General features: G+C 71.6%; 12 protein-coding genes. 7 read left to right on the forward strand and 5 right to left on the reverse strand.

What is annotated here, in order from left to right:
• Complete coding sequence (locus tag Drose_RS02555) at positions 1-597, reverse strand: TetR/AcrR family transcriptional regulator (protein WP_260726567.1); 597 nt, start codon at positions 595-597, stop codon at positions 1-3.
• Between the two features lie 267 nt (positions 598-864).
• A complete protein-coding gene (locus tag Drose_RS02560) occupies positions 865-1,542 on the reverse strand; it encodes a Crp/Fnr family transcriptional regulator (protein ID WP_033363643.1) in 678 nt (225 codons plus the stop codon).
• Between the two features lie 632 nt (positions 1,543-2,174).
• Between Drose_RS02560 and Drose_RS02565 the strand changes: the two genes are divergently transcribed.
• The 5 genes from Drose_RS02565 to Drose_RS02585 all read left to right on the forward strand — a co-directional run bounded on the left by Drose_RS02565 (position 2,175) and on the right by Drose_RS02585 (position 7,235).
• On the forward strand, positions 2,175-3,578 hold the full coding sequence (locus Drose_RS02565; protein ID WP_260726568.1) for a CapA family protein: 1,404 nt from the start codon (positions 2,175-2,177) through the stop codon (positions 3,576-3,578).
• A 397-nt stretch (positions 3,579-3,975) separates the two neighbouring features.
• Positions 3,976-4,659: an endonuclease III gene (gene nth / locus Drose_RS02570; RefSeq protein ID WP_260729577.1), complete on the forward strand. Its 684-nt coding sequence runs from the start codon at positions 3,976-3,978 to the stop codon at positions 4,657-4,659.
• A complete protein-coding gene (locus tag Drose_RS02575; RefSeq protein WP_260726569.1) occupies positions 4,656-5,312 on the forward strand; it encodes a TlpA family protein disulfide reductase in 657 nt (218 codons plus the stop codon). Before nth ends, Drose_RS02575 begins: the two co-directional genes overlap by 4 nt.
• A 23-nt stretch (positions 5,313-5,335) precedes the next feature.
• Positions 5,336-6,046: an NUDIX hydrolase gene (locus Drose_RS02580; protein ID WP_260726570.1), complete on the forward strand. Its 711-nt coding sequence runs from the start codon at positions 5,336-5,338 to the stop codon at positions 6,044-6,046.
• Positions 6,047-6,095: 49 nt separating this feature from the next.
• A complete protein-coding gene (locus tag Drose_RS02585) occupies positions 6,096-7,235 on the forward strand; it encodes a MarP family serine protease (RefSeq protein WP_260729578.1) in 1,140 nt (379 codons plus the stop codon).
• Positions 7,236-7,254: 19 nt separating this feature from the next.
• On the opposite strand, the gene Drose_RS02590 is transcribed toward Drose_RS02585, so the two are convergent.
• The gene (locus tag Drose_RS02590) at positions 7,255-8,640 is read right to left on the reverse strand and encodes a S8 family serine peptidase (protein ID WP_260726571.1); all 1,386 of its coding nucleotides are present in this window, start codon (positions 8,638-8,640) and stop codon (positions 7,255-7,257) included.
• A gap of 187 nt (positions 8,641-8,827) precedes the next feature.
• Entirely contained in the window at positions 8,828-12,829 is a 4,002-nt protein-coding gene (gene eccCa / locus Drose_RS02595; protein WP_260726572.1) for a type VII secretion protein EccCa, read from the reverse strand.
• A gap of 132 nt (positions 12,830-12,961) precedes the next feature.
• Between eccCa and eccD the strand changes: the two genes are divergently transcribed.
• A complete protein-coding gene (eccD, locus tag Drose_RS02600) occupies positions 12,962-14,299 on the forward strand; it encodes a type VII secretion integral membrane protein EccD (protein WP_260726573.1) in 1,338 nt (445 codons plus the stop codon).
• 23 nt (positions 14,300-14,322) lie between these two features.
• Here eccD and Drose_RS02605 read toward each other — a convergent pair whose 3' ends face one another.
• The gene (locus Drose_RS02605; protein ID WP_260726574.1) at positions 14,323-14,862 is read right to left on the reverse strand and encodes an inorganic diphosphatase; all 540 of its coding nucleotides are present in this window, start codon (positions 14,860-14,862) and stop codon (positions 14,323-14,325) included.
• Positions 14,863-14,982: 120 nt separating this feature from the next.
• Between Drose_RS02605 and dacB the strand changes: the two genes are divergently transcribed.
• Positions 14,983-16,347 (forward strand): D-alanyl-D-alanine carboxypeptidase/D-alanyl-D-alanine endopeptidase, encoded by a 1,365-nt coding sequence (dacB, locus tag Drose_RS02610; RefSeq protein WP_260726575.1) that lies wholly within the window; start codon positions 14,983-14,985, stop codon positions 16,345-16,347.
• Positions 16,348-16,376: the final 29 nt, after the last annotated feature.

Genomic DNA, 16,376 nt, shown 5'->3' on the forward strand with positions numbered 1-16,376 from the left:
CTAGATGATCGTGATGAGCTGCTGCTTCCAGGCGGCCAGCAGTTGGGCGCGACGCGGGCCGTCGTCGGTGAGCAGGTTGGCCACGCCGAGCCCGCGGAGCAGGTCGAGCGTGGCCTGCACCGCCTCGCGGACACCCGGCTTCGACTCGTCGGCGCCGAGCACGTCGACGGTGAGCCGGTGCATCTCCCGACCGACGCGGGCCTCCAGCGGCACCAGCGCGTCACGCAGCTCGGGGTCGGTGCGGGCGGCGACCCACACCTCCAGGGCGGCGACGAAGAGCGGCCCGGTGAACGCGTTCGCCAGCAGGTCGATCACCTTGTCGACGCGCTCGTGGAGGTCACCGGTGAGCGTCGCGGCCTCGGCGCGGATCTCGTCGGCGCGCCGCTCGGCGAGGTGCTGCACGGCGGCGAGCACGAGGGCCGCCCGGGTGGGGTAGTGGTGCAACTGGGCGCCGCGGGAGACGCCGGCCCGCTGGGCGATGACGGTGGTCGTGGCACCGGACCAGCCGCAGCGGAACAGGCAGTCGACGGTGGCCTCGAGCAGGCGCCGCTGGGTGGCGCGGCTGCGCTCCTGCTGCGGCTCCCGGACGGTGGTCACGTGCTCAAGCTTGCGCTCGGGAAAAACAAACAGTCAAGACTGACTTTTTTCCGGATACAAGTTGAGCCGTCCTCTCGGACAGCTCAAGACTTGGGGTGTTTTCGGGGGTGACGACGGGGCTTCCGAGCGCGGCGGGGACGAGCTCGGATCTCTACTGCTCAGGTGGTTCGTGCTCGGTTCTTCATCGCTCGACCGGTTCGTCACCGTTCAAGCGGTTCGTGCCGTTCCGTGGACGCCGTTCTCCCGGTGTTGGTCTCGACCCTCCGGTCAGACCCGCGCACGGCGGGCGAGACGCTCCGGATCCATGATGATCACGCTCTTGCCGTCGAGGCGCAGCCAGCCGCGCGAGGCGAAGTCGGCGAGGGCCTTGTTGACCGTCTCGCGCGACGCACCCACGAGCTGGGCCATCTCCTCCTGGGTCAGGTCGTGGTTGACCCGCAGGACCCCACCGTCGCGCGTGCCGAAGCGGCCCGCCATCTGCAACAGCGTCTTGGCCACCCGGCCCGGCACGTCCGTGAAGATCAGGTCGGCCAGGGCGTCGTTGGTGCGGCGCAGGCGGCGGGCCAGCACGCGCAGCAACTGCTCGGCGATCTCCGGACGGTTGGTCAGCCAAGGGCGCAGCGCCTGCTTGCGCAGCCGGGCAAGCCTGGTGTCGAGCACCGCCGTGGCGGTGGCCGTGCGCGGGCCCGGGTCGAAGAGCGAGAGCTCGCCGACCATGTCGCTGGGGCCCATCACGGCGATGAGGTTCTGCCGGCCGTCCGCCGCCCGGCGCCCCACCTTGATCTTGCCCGACAGCACGATGTACAGGCTGTCACCCGGCTCGCCCTCGCTGAACACGATTTCGCCCTTGCGAACGTCGATCGTTTCCATCTCTTTGGCGAGGGATTCCGCAGCTTCGGGCTCGACTCCCTGGAAAATGCCGCTGCGCGCCAGTACCTCGTCCATCGCGTCCACCTCAAATCCGTCGGCGCGTCGCCCGCTATGAGCGATCGCGCGAACGTCAGTTTATGCACACGCAACCCCATGGTGGGCGTCGGGCAGCATGCGGGCGGTCCGGGCCGACCTGCGGCGCGGCCCTTCTCCACACAGCTCAACCCGGGTGCCGACCCGGCGCGTTCACCAGGGTTCCGGGCGATGGTAACGCATCGGAATCAGACGGCTACCCGGTCGAGGGCGTGCGATATCTTCGCCGGGAACATGACGGCGGAGGTTGGGGTGGGGATCGTATGACGGTATACGGAGGACCGTCGCGCTGGCCGGACGAGCCGGACGGGCGCGACGACCGGCCCGGCTACGGCCCCCCGTCACACGATCAACCGACCGGAGGCGGCCAAGGTTACGGGCGCCCGCCGAACAGTGGTGGCGCCTCCGGGAGCGCCCGGGTGCCCGGACCGGGTCCTGCGGGTCCCGGTTCCGGTGGTCCTGGTTCCGGTGGTCCCGGGCTCGGTGCTCCCGGGTTCGGCAGTCCCGCGTTCGGCGGTCCTCGCGAGCCCACCGGTCCCGTGTCCGGCCCTGTCCACGGCGGCCGTGACGCCACCGGGCCTGTGTACGGCCGCGGCTCGGAGCCCTCCGGACCCGTGTTCGGCGGTGCTCCCGACGCCACCGGGCCGATGTACGGCGGTCCGCGGGACACCACCGGGTCGTTCAACGGTTTCCGTGAGCCGACCGGGCCGCGGTATGGCGGGTCGCGCGACCCGATCCCCGGCCCGGCCCGTGCCGAGGACCTCTACGCCGCCCAGGCCTACCAGCCCGAGGAGCGCGCGGGCCGGCGCAAGCTCCCGCTGCCCGGCGAGGCTCCGCCCGAGGGCGGTCGTGGTCGCGGCCGGCGCACCGCGATCCTCGTCGGCATCATCGCGGTGCTCGTCATCGGCGCCGGCACCGCGGGGGCGGCGACGCTCCTCGGCGGCGACGATCCCGAGCCGACGGCCAACCGGTCCGCGGCGCCGCAGGCCGCCGGCGGCGGTTCGCCCGCCGGGTCCCCAGCCGGCCAGGGCGTTCCCGGTCCGGCGGACGGCATCTCGATGACCGCGACCGGCGACATCGTCATGGGCATGGCGCCCAACGGGCTGCCGCCCAACGGCGGCAAGGGCTTCTTCGACCCGGTCAAGCAGTTCCTCGCGGCCGACTTCCAGATGGGCAACCTCGAGCAGGCGCTCACCGACGACACCGGCGTCGGCAAGTGCTCGGCCGAGTCGGCCGGCAAGACGTGCTTCGCCTTCCGGACCCCGCCGTCCTACGTCAACAACCTCAAGGACGCCGGTTTCCACATGGTCACCATGGCGAACAACCACGCGTACGACTTCGGCGAGCAGGGGTACAAGAACTCGCAGAAGGCGCTCGACGGGGCGGGGATCAAATACACGGGCTGGCCCGGCATGATCTCGGTCGCCGAGGTCAAGGGCCTGAAGGTCGCCGTGGTGGGCTTCGCGTCGTACAAGTGGTCGAACCTCTGCAGTGACCTCGACGCCGCGGAGAAGATCGTCAAGGACGCCGCGAGCCAGGCGGACCTGGTGGTCGTGCAGGTCCACCAGGGTGCCGAGGGCTCGGACAAGACGCGCACCAAGCCCGGCACGGAGTGGTTCCTCGGCGAGAACCGCTGCGACACGATCGCCTTCGCGCACAAGGTCATCGACGCCGGTGCTGACCTGGTCGTCGGGCACGGTCCGCACGTCATGCGGGCGATGGAGTTCTACAAGGGCCGGCTGATCGCCTACAGCCTGGGCAACTTCGCCGGCTACCGGGCGCTGAGCTACAACGGCGTGGTGGGCATCGGCGGGGTGCTCAAGGTCCAGTTGGCCGGCGACGGCACCTGGAAGAGCGGCTCCCTCACCGCGACGTACATGGTGGCGCCCGGCCTGCCGAAGCCCGACCCCAAGAAGCAGGCCATCCCGTTCGTCTCCAACCTGACGAAGCAGGACTTCCCGACCACGGGCCCGAAGATCGACACGGACGGCACGATCACTCCTCCGGCGGCCGGCTGACGCTAGTTCGAGCACCACCTCGCCGGCTCCGGGCGGCCGTGCCGCGCGACTCACAGATCATGGGAAGGATCTGGCTATCGGGGCAGCCGGATCTTTCCCATGATCTGTGAAGTCGCCCGGAGCCTCGTGATCATCAAGCGGTGTGGGTCACGTCCGCCGGCCGGGTGTCGGCGCCGCGTGAGTGCGGGACCGGGCCGTCGGTCATGGTGAAGACCTGCTTCAGGCGCTGCCGAAAGGTGCCGTACGTCAAGAGGCAGGATCGCCCGATCGGGCCTCGTCACCCTCCGACGTATTGTCGGTGCGTGGTTCGTATCGAGCGACGGACCGCTCTTCAGGAACAGAGCGAGGGGACGACGTGACCGAGACTGCGTTGGGTCTGAAGCGGAGGGCCCGCCGGATGGCGCGCGCCCTGGCGCACATCCACCCCGACGCCCACTGCGAACTCGACTTCACCAACCCCCTCGAGCTCGCCGTCGCGACCATTCTGTCCGCGCAGTGCACCGACGAGCGGGTCAACCAGGTGACGCCGAAGCTGTTCGCCCGGTGTCCGACCGCGGCCGGCTACGCCGCCGCCAACCGCACGGAGATGCAGGAGCTCATCCGGCCGACCGGATTCTTCCGCAACAAGACCGACTCGCTGATCAAGCTCGGCCAGGCGCTGGTCGAGCGGCACGACGGCGAGGTGCCGGGCACGCTGACCGAGTTGGTGGCCCTGCCGGGCATCGGCCGAAAGACCGCCAACGTCATCCTCGGCAACGCCTTCGACGTGCCGGGCATCACGGTCGACACGCACTTCAAACGGCTCACGCAGCGGTGGAGATGGACGACCGAGACCGACGAGGTGAAGATCGAGTTCGCCGTCGCGAAGTTGATCGAGCCGCGCGACTGGACCATGCTCTCGCACCGTGTGATCTTCCACGGCCGGCGGGTCTGTCACGCGCGCAAACCGGCGTGTGGCGCCTGCGCGCTGCGCAAGGATTGCCCGTCGTACGGCATCGGCCCGACCGATCTCGAAACCGCGATCAAGCTGCTGAAGGGCCCGCGAGCAGCCGAACTCGCCGAGTTGGCGATGGCGTCATGACCATGCGGACCGCCACCCGGCCACTGGCCGGCCTCCTCACCGGAATCCTCCTCGCGCTCGCCGGCTGCACCGCGAACACCACGGCCCCGTCCGGCGACCCGGGCGCCATCCCCTCCGGCCCGCGTTGCATCGAACCCGCTCCGACCGGCACCGGCTCGACGGGCGGCACGGGTTCCGCCTCCGCCGCCGCCCCGGACGGCAAGAGCCGGCCCGCGTTGCCCGCCATGGCCTTGCAGTGCTTCAACGGCGGCCGGTGGACCTCCCTCTCCGACCTCGTCGGCACGCCGACGATCATCAACCTGTGGGCGTCCTATTGCGAGCCCTGCCGCACCGAGCTGCCCGCCATCCAGCGGGTTGCCACCGCCGGCGCCGGCGAGATCCACGTGGTCGGCATCGTCACCAGGGACCGTACGGAGGCCGCCCGCTCCGTCATCGACGCCAAGGGCCTGACGTTTCCGATGCTCGAGGACAAGGGGCAGCAGTTCGCCATCGCGACCGGCCCGCTGGTTGACAAGGCCCTCGTGTCGCTCCCAGCTACCCTGTTCGTCACCGCGGACGGCCGGATCGCGTACGCCTACCAGGGCCCCGCGCTCGACGAATCGAAACTGCGTGACCTCACCAGCCAGTACCTCGGTGTCACGGTGCCGGCATGAGTGAACGCAACCGTGGAGGTGGCATGACAGACCCCGAAGCCGAGGCCCTCGGCGCGCGCCCGGCCGGCGGACCCACCCCGCCGGCCGACCTTCCCGGCTGGTTCGAGCCGCTGCTGACCCGCCTCCGGCGGACCGAAGCCAGCGACTTCACGCGCCTCCCGACCCCGGACGACGAGGGCCGGCGGCAGAGCGCGGTCCTGATCCTCTTCGGCGAGCAGCCCGGGCTCGGTCCCGACATTCTCGTCCTGCAGCGCGCCGCGACGATGCGCAACCACGCCGGTCAGCCGGCCTTCCCGGGTGGCGCCGTCGATCCGGGCGACGCTGACAGCATCGCGTGCGCGCTACGTGAGGCGGAGGAGGAGGTCGGTCTCGACCCCGGTACGGTCGACGTGGTCGCCACCCTGCCGACGCTGTGGATCCCGGTCAGCAACTTCCTGGTCACGCCGGTGGTCGCCTGGTGGCGCAAGCCCCACCCCGTCGGGCCGGCGGACCCGGCCGAGGTGGCGCGCGTCGAGCGGCTTCCGATCCGGGACCTGGTCGATCCGGACCATCGTCTGCGCGTACGACACCCGAGCGGATGGATCGGGCCGGCGTTTCGGATTCACGACATGTTGGTGTGGGGTTTTACCGCCGGCGTGCTGTCTACGCTGCTGGAACTCGGTGGTTGGGCGGTGGAGTGGCCGACCGGCCGAGTGGAGGAACTGCCGACACCTGGTGCCGCACCCGTACCCTGAATGCGTGTCTGGCAGTGTGATCGATATCGTCCTGTTACTCCTCGTGGTGATGTTCGCCGTCAACGGTTACCGCCAGGGGTTTCTCGTTGGTCTGCTGTCATTCATCGGGTTTTTCGGCGGCGCGCTGCTGGGACTCCAGCTAGGACCGCTGATCGCCGAGCGGTTCGATGACGACCCGGTGCGGGTCGTCATCTCGTTGTCGTGCGTGTTCGGCCTGGCCGTCGCAGGTCAGGCGCTCGCCAGTTTCGTCGGCAACCGGCTCCGCAGCGCGATCGTCAGCCGCAACGCCCAGGCGGTCGACAACGCCGGAGGCGCGGTCGTCTCCGTGTTCGCGGTGCTCGCGGTCGTGTGGCTGGTCGCCGCACCGCTCAGCTCCTCGTCGCTACCCTGGCTGGCCCGCTCGGTCAGCAACTCGATCATCCTGAACGTCGTCGACAAGGCCATGCCGGCGCAGGCCGACGCGCTGTCCGAGGCGCTGCGGGACACCGTCGACACTCGAGGCTTCCCCGACGTTTTCGACGGTCTCTCCCCGACGCGGGTCAAGGACGTCTCGCCGCCGGACCCGGCGCTCGCCGGTTCCGAGCTGGTCAAGAACGCCAAGAAGTCGGTCGTCAAGGTGCTCGGTACCGCTCCGAGCTGCTCCCGGCGGATCGAGGGTTCCGGCTTCGTGTACGCGCCGCAGCGGGTCATGACCAATGCACACGTGGTGGCGGGGACCAAGAGCGTCAACGTGGAGGTCAACGGCTCGCAGAAGAAGGCGGTCGTGGTGGCCTACGACCCGGAGCGGGACCTGGCGGTGCTCTACGTGAAGGACCTGAACGCCCCGGTCATGCAGTTCGCGACGAAGAAGGCCGAGACCAACGCCGACGCGATCGTGATCGGGTATCCGCTCGACGGCCCGTACGACGCCCAGTCGGCCCGGATCCGCGACCACCGCAACATCACCGGTCCGGACATCTACGACGACGGCAAGGTCACCCGAGAGATCTACACGATCCGCGCGCTGGTCCGCAGCGGCAACTCGGGCGGCCCGCTGGTCGCCACCGACGGTCAGGTGCTGGGCGTCATCTTCGCCGCAGCGGCCGACGACCCCCAGACGGGCTTCGCCGTGACGGCGGAGGAGGCCGCGGTGGTCGCCGAGGCCGGCAAGACCCACAACGACCCGACGAGCACCGGCAAGTGCGCGTGAGACCGTCCGCGAACGGCGGTCAGAGGATGAACCGGCGGCGCAGCCTGCGGCGGTGATGCGCGAGCACGCCGGCCGCGCCGCAGATCATGATCAGGAACGTCGCCATCAGGCCGATGGCGACACTGGAGCCGACCCGGCGGCTGTCGGCGAGCCTGCGGATCCCCGGCGGTGCGGCGCTCTCGGCCGGCAGCGGCGCCACGCCGCCCTGCCATGGCGCGGCCGGCGCGCTCGGGGAAGGGCTGCGGACGACGGCCGGCCCGGACCTGGCCGGCGCGGCGGTCAGCGGGTTGGCCGCCACCTCCGGCACCGGCGCGCGCAGCGCCGCGACCGGGTTGACCTCGCCGAATCCGAACCGGTCGTCCCGGCCCGCCGGTCCGAGGTCCCTGGCGGTCTCGATCAGCCGGTTGATCACGTTCGCGGCGCTCATCCTGGGGTACCGCGCGCGAACGAGTGAGGCGGCCCCGGCGACGAGGGGCGCGGCGAAGCTGGTGCCCTGCACCTGCCAGTACCCACCGCCGGGTTTGGCTCCGGTGAGGTTCACGGCCGGCGCGGTGAGCACCGTCTCGGGGCCGGTGAGTGACCCGGACCAGAGCGCGTCCGACCCACCGGTGCCGCCGCTGGTCTGGCCGGCGGACGTCGAGGCGGCCGACACCGGATCGTTCGCCGCACCGGTGTCCAGCCCCGCGACGGCGACGACGCCGGGCTCGCGGGCCGGGTACCAGACCTCCTTGATCGAGGGGTCGGTAGCGATGTTGCCGGTGCAGGCGACGACGATGACATCCTTGACCGCGGCGTACCGGAGCGCGGCGGCGATCGCCTCGCTCCGCGTCGCACCGCCGAGCGAGAGGTTGATGACGTCGGCCCCGTGATCGACGGCCCACCGCACGCCCTTGGCGACGATGGCCGGATCGTCGTACTTGTTCTGCTGGTCGAGCACCCGCACGGGCAGGATCTTGGCACCGGGCGCGATGCCGACGACCCCCGAGTTGTCCTTGTTGCTTCCGGCGACGAGCCCGGCGACGGTCGTCCCGTGCCCGACCGGGTCGGTCCCGCCGGCCTTCGTGCTGGTGACGGAGGGCCCGGGATCCGCTTGAGCATCGGTGGCACCGCCAGTGGCGTCCGCGACAAGATCGATGCCCGGCAGCACCTGCCCGACAAGATCCGGATGCGTCGCGTCGACTCCGCTGTCGACGACCGCGACCACAACCCCTTTGCCGGTCGACAACTTCCAGGCATCCCGCACGTCGAGCGCCGCAAGCTGCCACTGCTGCCGGCGCACCTCGTCGGCATGGGCGACCCCGGTGGCCCCGCCGGCCACAGCCGCACAACTCAACGCCGCCGACAAGGCCAGGGTGAAGGCACGAGCGGCGGCGCGGGCGAGGGAGGTAGGCGCGATGGAGCCCATTCTGGACCGTGTTGGCCCGATCTGTCAGGCCTGTTCGGCGACCTCGCCGAAACGAGAACCCTCGGGGTGATGAACACTCCGCGGCGTGGCGCCGACAGCCGTGCCGCGCGGTGGCCTGGCGCCGGCGCTGGCGTGGGGGCCGTTCGTGACGGAGTCGGTGCGGTGTTGCGCGACCAGCGTGGGCGCGTCACGTCGCCGGTAGGTGGGCCACCTGGACCAGCCGGGCCTCCTCTCTCCTCGTGACCAGCCAGCCGCGGCCCGGGGGCAGCGGGCCCGGCCGGACGGTGCCGAGCAGCACGCCCTCGTCCCGGTCGCCGGACATCACCAGGCCTGGCGACGACAGCTCGCGCAGGCGCTGGATCACCGGCTCGTACAACGCCCGGGACGCGCCACCGCTCCGCCGCGCGAGCACCAGGTGCAGGCCGATGTCGCGGGCCTGTGCCAGGTAGGGCAGGAGCGGCTGCAACGGGTTCACCGGACCGGTCGCGACCAGGTCGTAGTCGTCGACGAGCACAAAACACTCCGGACCGGTCCACCAGCTTCGTGTGCGCAGTTGGTCCTGCGTGACGTCGGGTCCCGGCAGCCGCCGCTCCATGTAGTCGGCGACCGACGCGATCAGCTCCTCGGTCTGCCGCACCCCCGTGCCGTATCCGATGAGGTGCTCCGTCACCACCGCCCCGAGCAGGCTCCGGCGGTGGTCGATCAGCACGATCCGCGCCTCGTGCGGCGCGAACCTCGTGCTGATCGTCGCCGCCAGCCCGCGCAACGCCGTCGACTTGCCCGACTCACCCTCGCCGAAGATCAGGAAGTGCGGATCCCCGGCGAAGTCGATCCGGACCGGGCGCAGGTCGCTCTCGGCGATGCCCAGCGGCAGGGCGAGCCGGTTGGCCGGGTCGGCGTCCTCGGTGATGTCGGCGAACGGCACGACCGCCGGCAGCAGCCGCACCCGAGGCGCCGGTGCACCCGGCCACGCCGCCGCGATCGCCGTGACCAGGTCGGGCGGCTCGGCGCTCGCCAGCCGGGGCTGTGCCACCAGCAGATGCAGGCCCTCGGCCGTGATCCCCCGCCCGGGCGTCTGTTTCGGCACGTTGGCGGCGGCCTTGCGTGACACCAGGGAGTCGGTCTCGTCGCCCAGTCGCAACTCCAGCCGGGATCCGAGCAGGTCACGGAAGGCCGGCCGGAAGTCCGTCCACCGCGACGCGGACGCCACGACGTGCATGCCGTACGACAGGCCGCGGGTGGTGATGTCGGTGATGACCCCTTCCAGATCCTCGTACTCGCCCCGCACCGTCGACCAGCCGTCGATCACCAGGAACACGTCGCCCCACTGGTCGCCCGCCGCCGTGGTGCCGGCCGTGGCGCGCTGCCTCCGATACGTCGTCATGCTGTCGATCCCGCCTGCCGCGAACCGCCGCTCCCGCTCGGCCAGCAGCGCCGCGATCTCGCCGACGGTGCGCCGGACCGCCGCCGTGTCGAGCCGGCCGGCGACCCCGCCGACGTGCGGCAGGCCGCGTAGCCCGGCGAGCTGGCCGCCGCCGAAGTCCAGGCAGTACACCTGGACCTCGGCCGGCGTGTGGGTCAGCGCCAACCCGGTGATCAGCGTCCGCAGGGCGACGGACTTGCCGCTCTGCGTGCCGCCCACCACGGCGGCGTGACCGTCGGCACTGCCGAGGCTGAGCCACATGACGTCGCGGCGCTGCTCCAGTGGCCTGTCGATCAACGCCAGCGGCACCTGCAACGTGCCGCGCAACTGCGGGTTGACGACGGTCAGCCCGCGCATCGGATCGACGACAAGCGGCCCGAGCAACTCGTCGAGCGGTGCCGCGCTCGAGAGGGGCGGCAACCACACCTGGTGTGCCGGCACGCCCCGCCCGACGAGCCGTTCGACGATGATGTCCAGCAGGCTTTCCCCGGCAGGCGCCGTGGCGGATTCGGCCGCGGCGGCAGGTTTCGGCGGCAGCGGTACGAACTGAGTCCCGTATTCGACCACCCGCCGCCCGCCGGGCACGCCCTGCACCGCCGGCGATCGACCCGGTTGGCGATGCACACCCGACACATATGCCGCCTTGAACCTCGCCAGCGGCTCGGTGCCGGACTTCAGATAGCCGTGACCGGGGGACCGCGGCAGCTCGTATGCGTCGGGGACGCCGAGAACGGTGCGCGACTCCAGCGACGAGAACGTGCGCAGGCCGATCCGGTAGGACAGATGGGTGTCCAGCCCGCGCAGCCGTCCCTCCTCCAGGCGCTGCGAGGCCAGCAACAGGTGCATGCCCAACGACCGGCCGACCCGGCCGATCTGCAGGAACAGGTCGATGAAGTCCGGCTTGGCCTCGAGCAGCTCGCTGAACTCGTCGCAGACGATCAGCAGGCTCGGCAGCGGCGCGAGCGGCGCCCCGCCGGTGCGGGCCCGTTCGTAGTCGCGGACCGAGTCGTAGTCGCCGGAGCGCCGCAGCACCTCCTGGCGGCGGATCACCTCGCCGTTGATCGCGTGGGTCATCCGGTCGACGAGCGGCAATTCCTTGCGCAGGTTGGTGATGAACGCGGCCACGTGCGGCAGCCGGTCCATCCGCGCGAACGTCGCACCGCCCTTGAAGTCGATGAGGACGAAGTTGAGCGTCTCGGAGGAGTGGGTCGCGGCGAGGCCGAGCACCAGCGTGCGCAGCAGCTCCGACTTGCCGGACCCGGTCGCGCCGATGAGCAGGCCGTGTGGTCCCATGCCGTCCTGCGCCGACTCCTTGAGGTCGATGTCGACCGGCTGGCCTTGCTGCCCAACGCCGATCGTCACGCGCAACCGGTCGCGGTGCGGTCGCGGCGCCCACGCCGAGGCGACCTCCAACGACCACGGGTCGCCCAGGTGCAGCAGGGTGGTGAAGTCCGCGCCCGCACTGGGATCCCTGCCGCTCGCCTTCCCCTCGGCGCCGGTGCGGACCGCCAACCGCAGTGGTGCCAGCCGACGGGCGACGGCCTCCGCCTCCGCCGGGTCGAGCGCGTCCGGCACCCCGACCGACGTTCGCGTGTCGCCGGGCTCGGCGTCGGCGGACACGGTGGCGAGCCTGCCGTCCGACGGGTCGAGCACGATCGCCGAGCGGTCGAGCAGTCGCGGCGGCTCCCGGTCGAGGTCGATCAGCGTCACGCCGTCGATGCCGCCGTCGGTGCCGAGGTGGCCGCTCCCGGACAGGTCGCCGCCGTCGAGCACGACCACGAGATGCGGCCCGGTCGGCTTTCCGGCGCCGCGCTCGGCGTCGAACCGTCCGCGGCTCGCCAGCAGCTCGTCGAGGCGCTCCTCCAGCTCCTTGACGGTGTCGGCGACCAACCGGACCGGGCCGACGGCGTCGGTGCTGGTCGGGTGCAGCGAGTGCGGCAGCCACTTGGTCCACTCCCACCAGTCGCGCCGGCCCGGTGCCGCGCAGACGGCGACCAGCAGATCGTCCGGCGCGTGGAACACGGTGAGCTGCGCCAGCATCGCCCGCACGAGGGCACGGGCCGGATCGTGTGCGCCGCTGATCCCGGCCGGCGTGCCGCGGGCCGTGCTCGCCGACCGCACGTGGATCCGCGCGAAGCTGCGCAGCGAGATCGCCACCGGCAGGTCCGGGACCACCGAGTAGGCGTCGAGGAACCGGCGCAGCGCCGCCGCGGTCATCGGCTCCAAGTCCTCCAGCGGCCGGGTCATCGGCGGTATCAGCGGTGTTGCCAGGGTCTGCGGCCCGACGGCGACCCGCACGATCGCGAAGTCGCCGTCGGTCGTCCGGCGCTCCCAGAGCCGATGGCTGTCCACGGTGGACCACAGCGCGTGCGGGTCGGGGTGGCGGTAGTGCAGGCCGGTGCGCTGCTTCGCGGCCGTCTCCCGCACCCGGCGGCGCAGCTCGGCGAGATGCCGCAGATACTCGCGGCGCGCCGCGACCATCTCCGCCTTCCTCGGTGCGCCGCTGCCCGTCGAGGTGAGGAGCATTCCGAGGGTGGAGAAGCCGAAGATGGCACCGATGACATAGGAGTAGGCACCGCCGTCGCGGCCCGCGAAGAGCAACGCGGTGGCGATCGTCCCGGTGAGCATCGGCACCACCTGCACCAACTGCTGCCAGCGCGTCGACGGCACCTGCGGTGTCTCCGGAGGCGCCTGCACCAGCAGCTCCCCGCTCGGAATCTCCGGTGCGGGGCGCCGCGATGATCGATTGACGACGGTCGTGCTCACGCGAGGCACTCTAGGGGCTCGGTACGACAGTCCGTGAGCCCGTTCCACCGTGAGTAGTTGAAATTTCGCGTCACGTGAGCGGACCGGTGAGGGGCGAGACGGAGATCGGTGGATCGTGATACGTCTGAGCCCATGCCCGCAGCATCGACCGGTCTCGCCCGCGTGACGATCAACGCCCCACAGCGGCGGATCGACGTCGCGCTGCCCGACTCCGTGCCCCTGGCCGAGCTGTTGCCGGAGCTGCTCCAGCACGCCGGAGCCGGCCTTGCCGACGACGGCGAGCGGCACGGCGGGTGGCTGCTGAGACGCGCCGACGGCACGACGCTCTCGGCCGCCGCGGGGCTGGCCGGCCAAGGCGTCCACGACGGCACGATCCTGTATCTTGTGCCGGCCCGGACGGGCTGGCCCGAGCTCGAGTTCGACGACGTCGTCGAGGCGATCGCGGCCGGGGCGCGGCGTCAGGGTGTCCCGTGGAGCCCGGCGGCGACGCGCGCCACGGCGCTGGCCGCGGCAGGTGCGGGCCTGGCGGTCGCGGTCGTCGCGGCCCTCCGGTTCGACGCGCCGGTGATCGCAGGCGTGCTCGTCGCCGTTCTCGTCCTGGCCGGGTCGACCGCGTCGCGTGCCTATGGCGACTCGCTGGTCGGCGCGGTTCTCGCGGCCTACGGGCTGCCGTTCGCCGGTGTCGCCGGCTGGTTGTCCGCGCCCGATCCGGCGACCGGCGCGGGCCGGGCCCTGATCGGCGGTGTCGCGCTGCTGCTGGCGTCGTTCGTCGCCGCGGCCGGAGTCGCGCACCAGTTGCGGCTCTTCGTCGCGGGCGCGACCGCGGGCCTGCTCGCCGCCGGGGCCGGAGCGCTGGCGATCGTGACCCGCCCGACGGCCGCCGCCGCGGTCGTGCTCGCCGCGCTGGTGGCAGGTGTGGCCGGATTGCCGCTCATCGCCATCCGCCTGGGGAAGCTGCCGATGCCGATGATCGCGCTGCCCGCCGACCTGGCACCGGGCGGACGGGTCATCAGTGCGCCGCCCGACCGGTCCCGGATCTTCGCGGCGGTGGCACGGACCGACGAGATGCTCACCGGCATGCTGATCGGCTGCGCCCTCGCGGCCGGCGGTGCGGCCCTGGTGCTCGTGCGGTCCGGCGACGTCTCGGGGACGATTCTCGTCGCCGTGGCCGCGACAGCGTTCCTGTTGCGGGCGCGGATCTTCGTCACCGTCCGGCAGCGGCTGCCCCTGATCGGGGCCGGGTTGGCCGGGCCGGCCCTGCTGGCACTGTTTCTGTGCAGATCGGCGATCGAGGGCGTCGCGCTGGTCTCGGCGGCCGCGGTGATCGTCGCGCTCGCGGGCGTGCGGGCGGCGACCCGACCGTCCTCACCCTACGTGGGCCGGGCCGCCGACCTGCTCGACGTGCTCTGCATGATCTCGGTCGTGCCGCTCGCCTGCGCCGTGCTGGGCCTCTACGGGCTGTTCACCTGACAGGCGAGCGGAACAAGGACCGGCTACTCGGTCGGGTGCGCGTTGGGCGCCACACCCGGGTCGTGATACGTGCCCGCCGCGATGGCCTCCTGGTAACGGCGGCGAGACGCGGCGATCTCGGCCTCCGCCTCGACCCGGCCGACCCACGTCGCGCCCTCGACGCTCTTGCCGGGCTCAAGGTCCTTGTAGACCTCGAAGAAGTGCTGGATCTCCAGCCGGTCGAACTCACCGAGGTGGTGGATGTCCCGGAGGTGCTCCAGCCGCGGGTCTTCGGCGGGGACGCACAGCACCTTGTCGTCGCCGCCCTTTTCGTCGGTCATGCGGAACATCCCGATCGCGCGTGAGCGGATCAGGCAGCCCGGAAACGTGGGAGACTGGACCAGCACGAGCGCGTCCAGCGGGTCCTCGTCCTGGCCGAGCGTGCCCTCGATGTAGCCGTAGTCCGCCGGGTACTGCGTGGAGGTGAACAGTGTCCGGTCGAGCCGAATGCGGCCCGTCGCGTGGTCAACCTCGTACTTGTTGCGTTGACCCTTCGGGATTTCGACCGTCACGTCGAAGTCCATCTGATGACTCCTCACCCTCGCACCGCTGCGCCGACCATTAGTCTCGCGTACAGCACCGTGACGCTGAACGGGGAGGGTCGGGTGGCGAGGGAAACACCACAAAGCGGAGGCCGCGCCGGCGTGGTCGCCGCGGCGACTGTGCTGGTCGTCGCGCTCGCCGTGGCATTGACCGCCGTGTTCGCCGGCCCCGATGTCGTGCGCGTGCTGGGCCTGGGTGACGGCCGGTCCACGACCTGGAAGGCGGGCATCCCGGCCGAGCCGCCGCCGGTCGTGCTGGCGGCCATGGACAGCCAGGTGCCGATGCCCAGCCAGGCCGGAGTCGCCGCGGTGCTCGCCCCGCTGCTCGCCGCTCCGGCGCTCGGCCCGCACATCACCGCCTCCGTCGTCGACGTCGCCACCGGGCAGGTGCTGTACTCCTCCGAGCCTGACGCCGCCATGACGCCCGCGTCCACCACGAAGGTGGTGACCGCCGCCGCGGTGCTCGCCGCGCTCGGCCCGGCGTACCGCATCAAGACCCGGGTGGTGGCCGGCACGCAACCCGGCGAGGTCGTGATCGTCGGTGGCGGCGACCCGACGCTCGCGGTGTTCCCGACGTCGTTCTATCCGGGCGCGCCACGGCTGGACGATCTCGCCGCACAGGTGAAGGAGGCACTGGGCGACGCCGCGCCGACGCGGGTGATCTACGACGTGTCGCTCTACACCGGCCCCGGCATCGAGCCGGGGTGGGACTCCGACGCGACTACCGGTGGTTCCGGTGCCGTGATCACCCCGCTGATGACCGAGGGCGCGCGGCGCAACCCGACGCGGTACTCGGCCCGCTTCCCCCAGCCCGAGGTCCAGGCCGCGCAGGCGTTCGCCAAGGTGCTCGGTCTGCCGCAGAGCGCGGTCGCGGCCGGAACGGCGCCACAGGGCACGAAGGAACTCGGCAAGGTGGAGTCCGCGCCGCTTGTCCGGTTGGTCGAGACCATGCTGCTGGAGAGCGACAACGTGCTCGCCGACGCGCTGGCCCGCCAGGTGGCCATCGCCAAGGGGCAGCCGGCGTCGTTCGAGGGCGGGGCCGCCGCCATGAAGACCGTGCTCGCGGAGCTCAACCTGCCGGTCACCGGCTACGGCCTGGTCGACGGCAGCGGGTTCTCCCGCACCAACCGGCTCTCCCCGGCGCTGCTCACCGGCGTTCTCGCCATGGCCGCCCGGTCGGACCGGGCCGAGATGCGCGGCATCTTCAGCGGCCTGCCGGTCGCGGGGTACTCCGGCACTCTCGCCACCCGGTTCACCAAGGCTCAGGACGGCGCGGCCGCGGCCGGGCTGGTCCGCGCGAAGACCGGCACCCTGACCGGGGTCAACTCGCTGGCGGGGATCGCGGTGGACGCCGACGGCCGGGCGCTGGCCTTCGCGTTCATGGCGGACCAGACCACCGACGGTGGGCAGGCGGTGGTCGCGCTCGACCGGGTGGCCGCGGCGCTGGCGGCCTGCGGCTGTCGATAGTCCGGATGCGGAGTGTGATCAGGGTTTAC

The organism is Dactylosporangium roseum (assembly GCF_025264685.1).
GTDB lineage: Bacteria > Actinomycetota > Actinomycetes > Mycobacteriales > Micromonosporaceae > Dactylosporangium > Dactylosporangium roseum.

What these genes read in the sequence shown, in the direction of transcription:
- Drose_RS02585 (WP_260729578.1), top strand. Translation starts at nt 6,096, where the DNA reads ATGTTCGCCGTCAACGGTTACCGCCAGGGGTTTCTCGTTGGTCTGCTG.
- Drose_RS02605 (WP_260726574.1), bottom strand. Translation starts at nt 14,862, where the DNA reads ATGGACTTCGACGTGACGGTCGAAATCCCGAAGGGTCAACGCAACAAG.
- eccD (WP_260726573.1), top strand. Translation starts at nt 12,962, where the DNA reads ATGCCCGCAGCATCGACCGGTCTCGCCCGCGTGACGATCAACGCCCCA.
- Drose_RS02560 (WP_033363643.1), bottom strand. Translation starts at nt 1,542, where the DNA reads ATGGACGAGGTACTGGCGCGCAGCGGCATTTTCCAGGGAGTCGAGCCC.
- Drose_RS02580 (WP_260726570.1), top strand. Translation starts at nt 5,336, where the DNA reads ATGACAGACCCCGAAGCCGAGGCCCTCGGCGCGCGCCCGGCCGGCGGA.
- Drose_RS02575 (WP_260726569.1), top strand. Translation starts at nt 4,656, where the DNA reads ATGACCATGCGGACCGCCACCCGGCCACTGGCCGGCCTCCTCACCGGA.
- nth (WP_260729577.1), top strand. Translation starts at nt 3,976, where the DNA reads ATGGCGCGCGCCCTGGCGCACATCCACCCCGACGCCCACTGCGAACTC.
- Drose_RS02590 (WP_260726571.1), bottom strand. Translation starts at nt 8,640, where the DNA reads ATGGGCTCCATCGCGCCTACCTCCCTCGCCCGCGCCGCCGCTCGTGCC.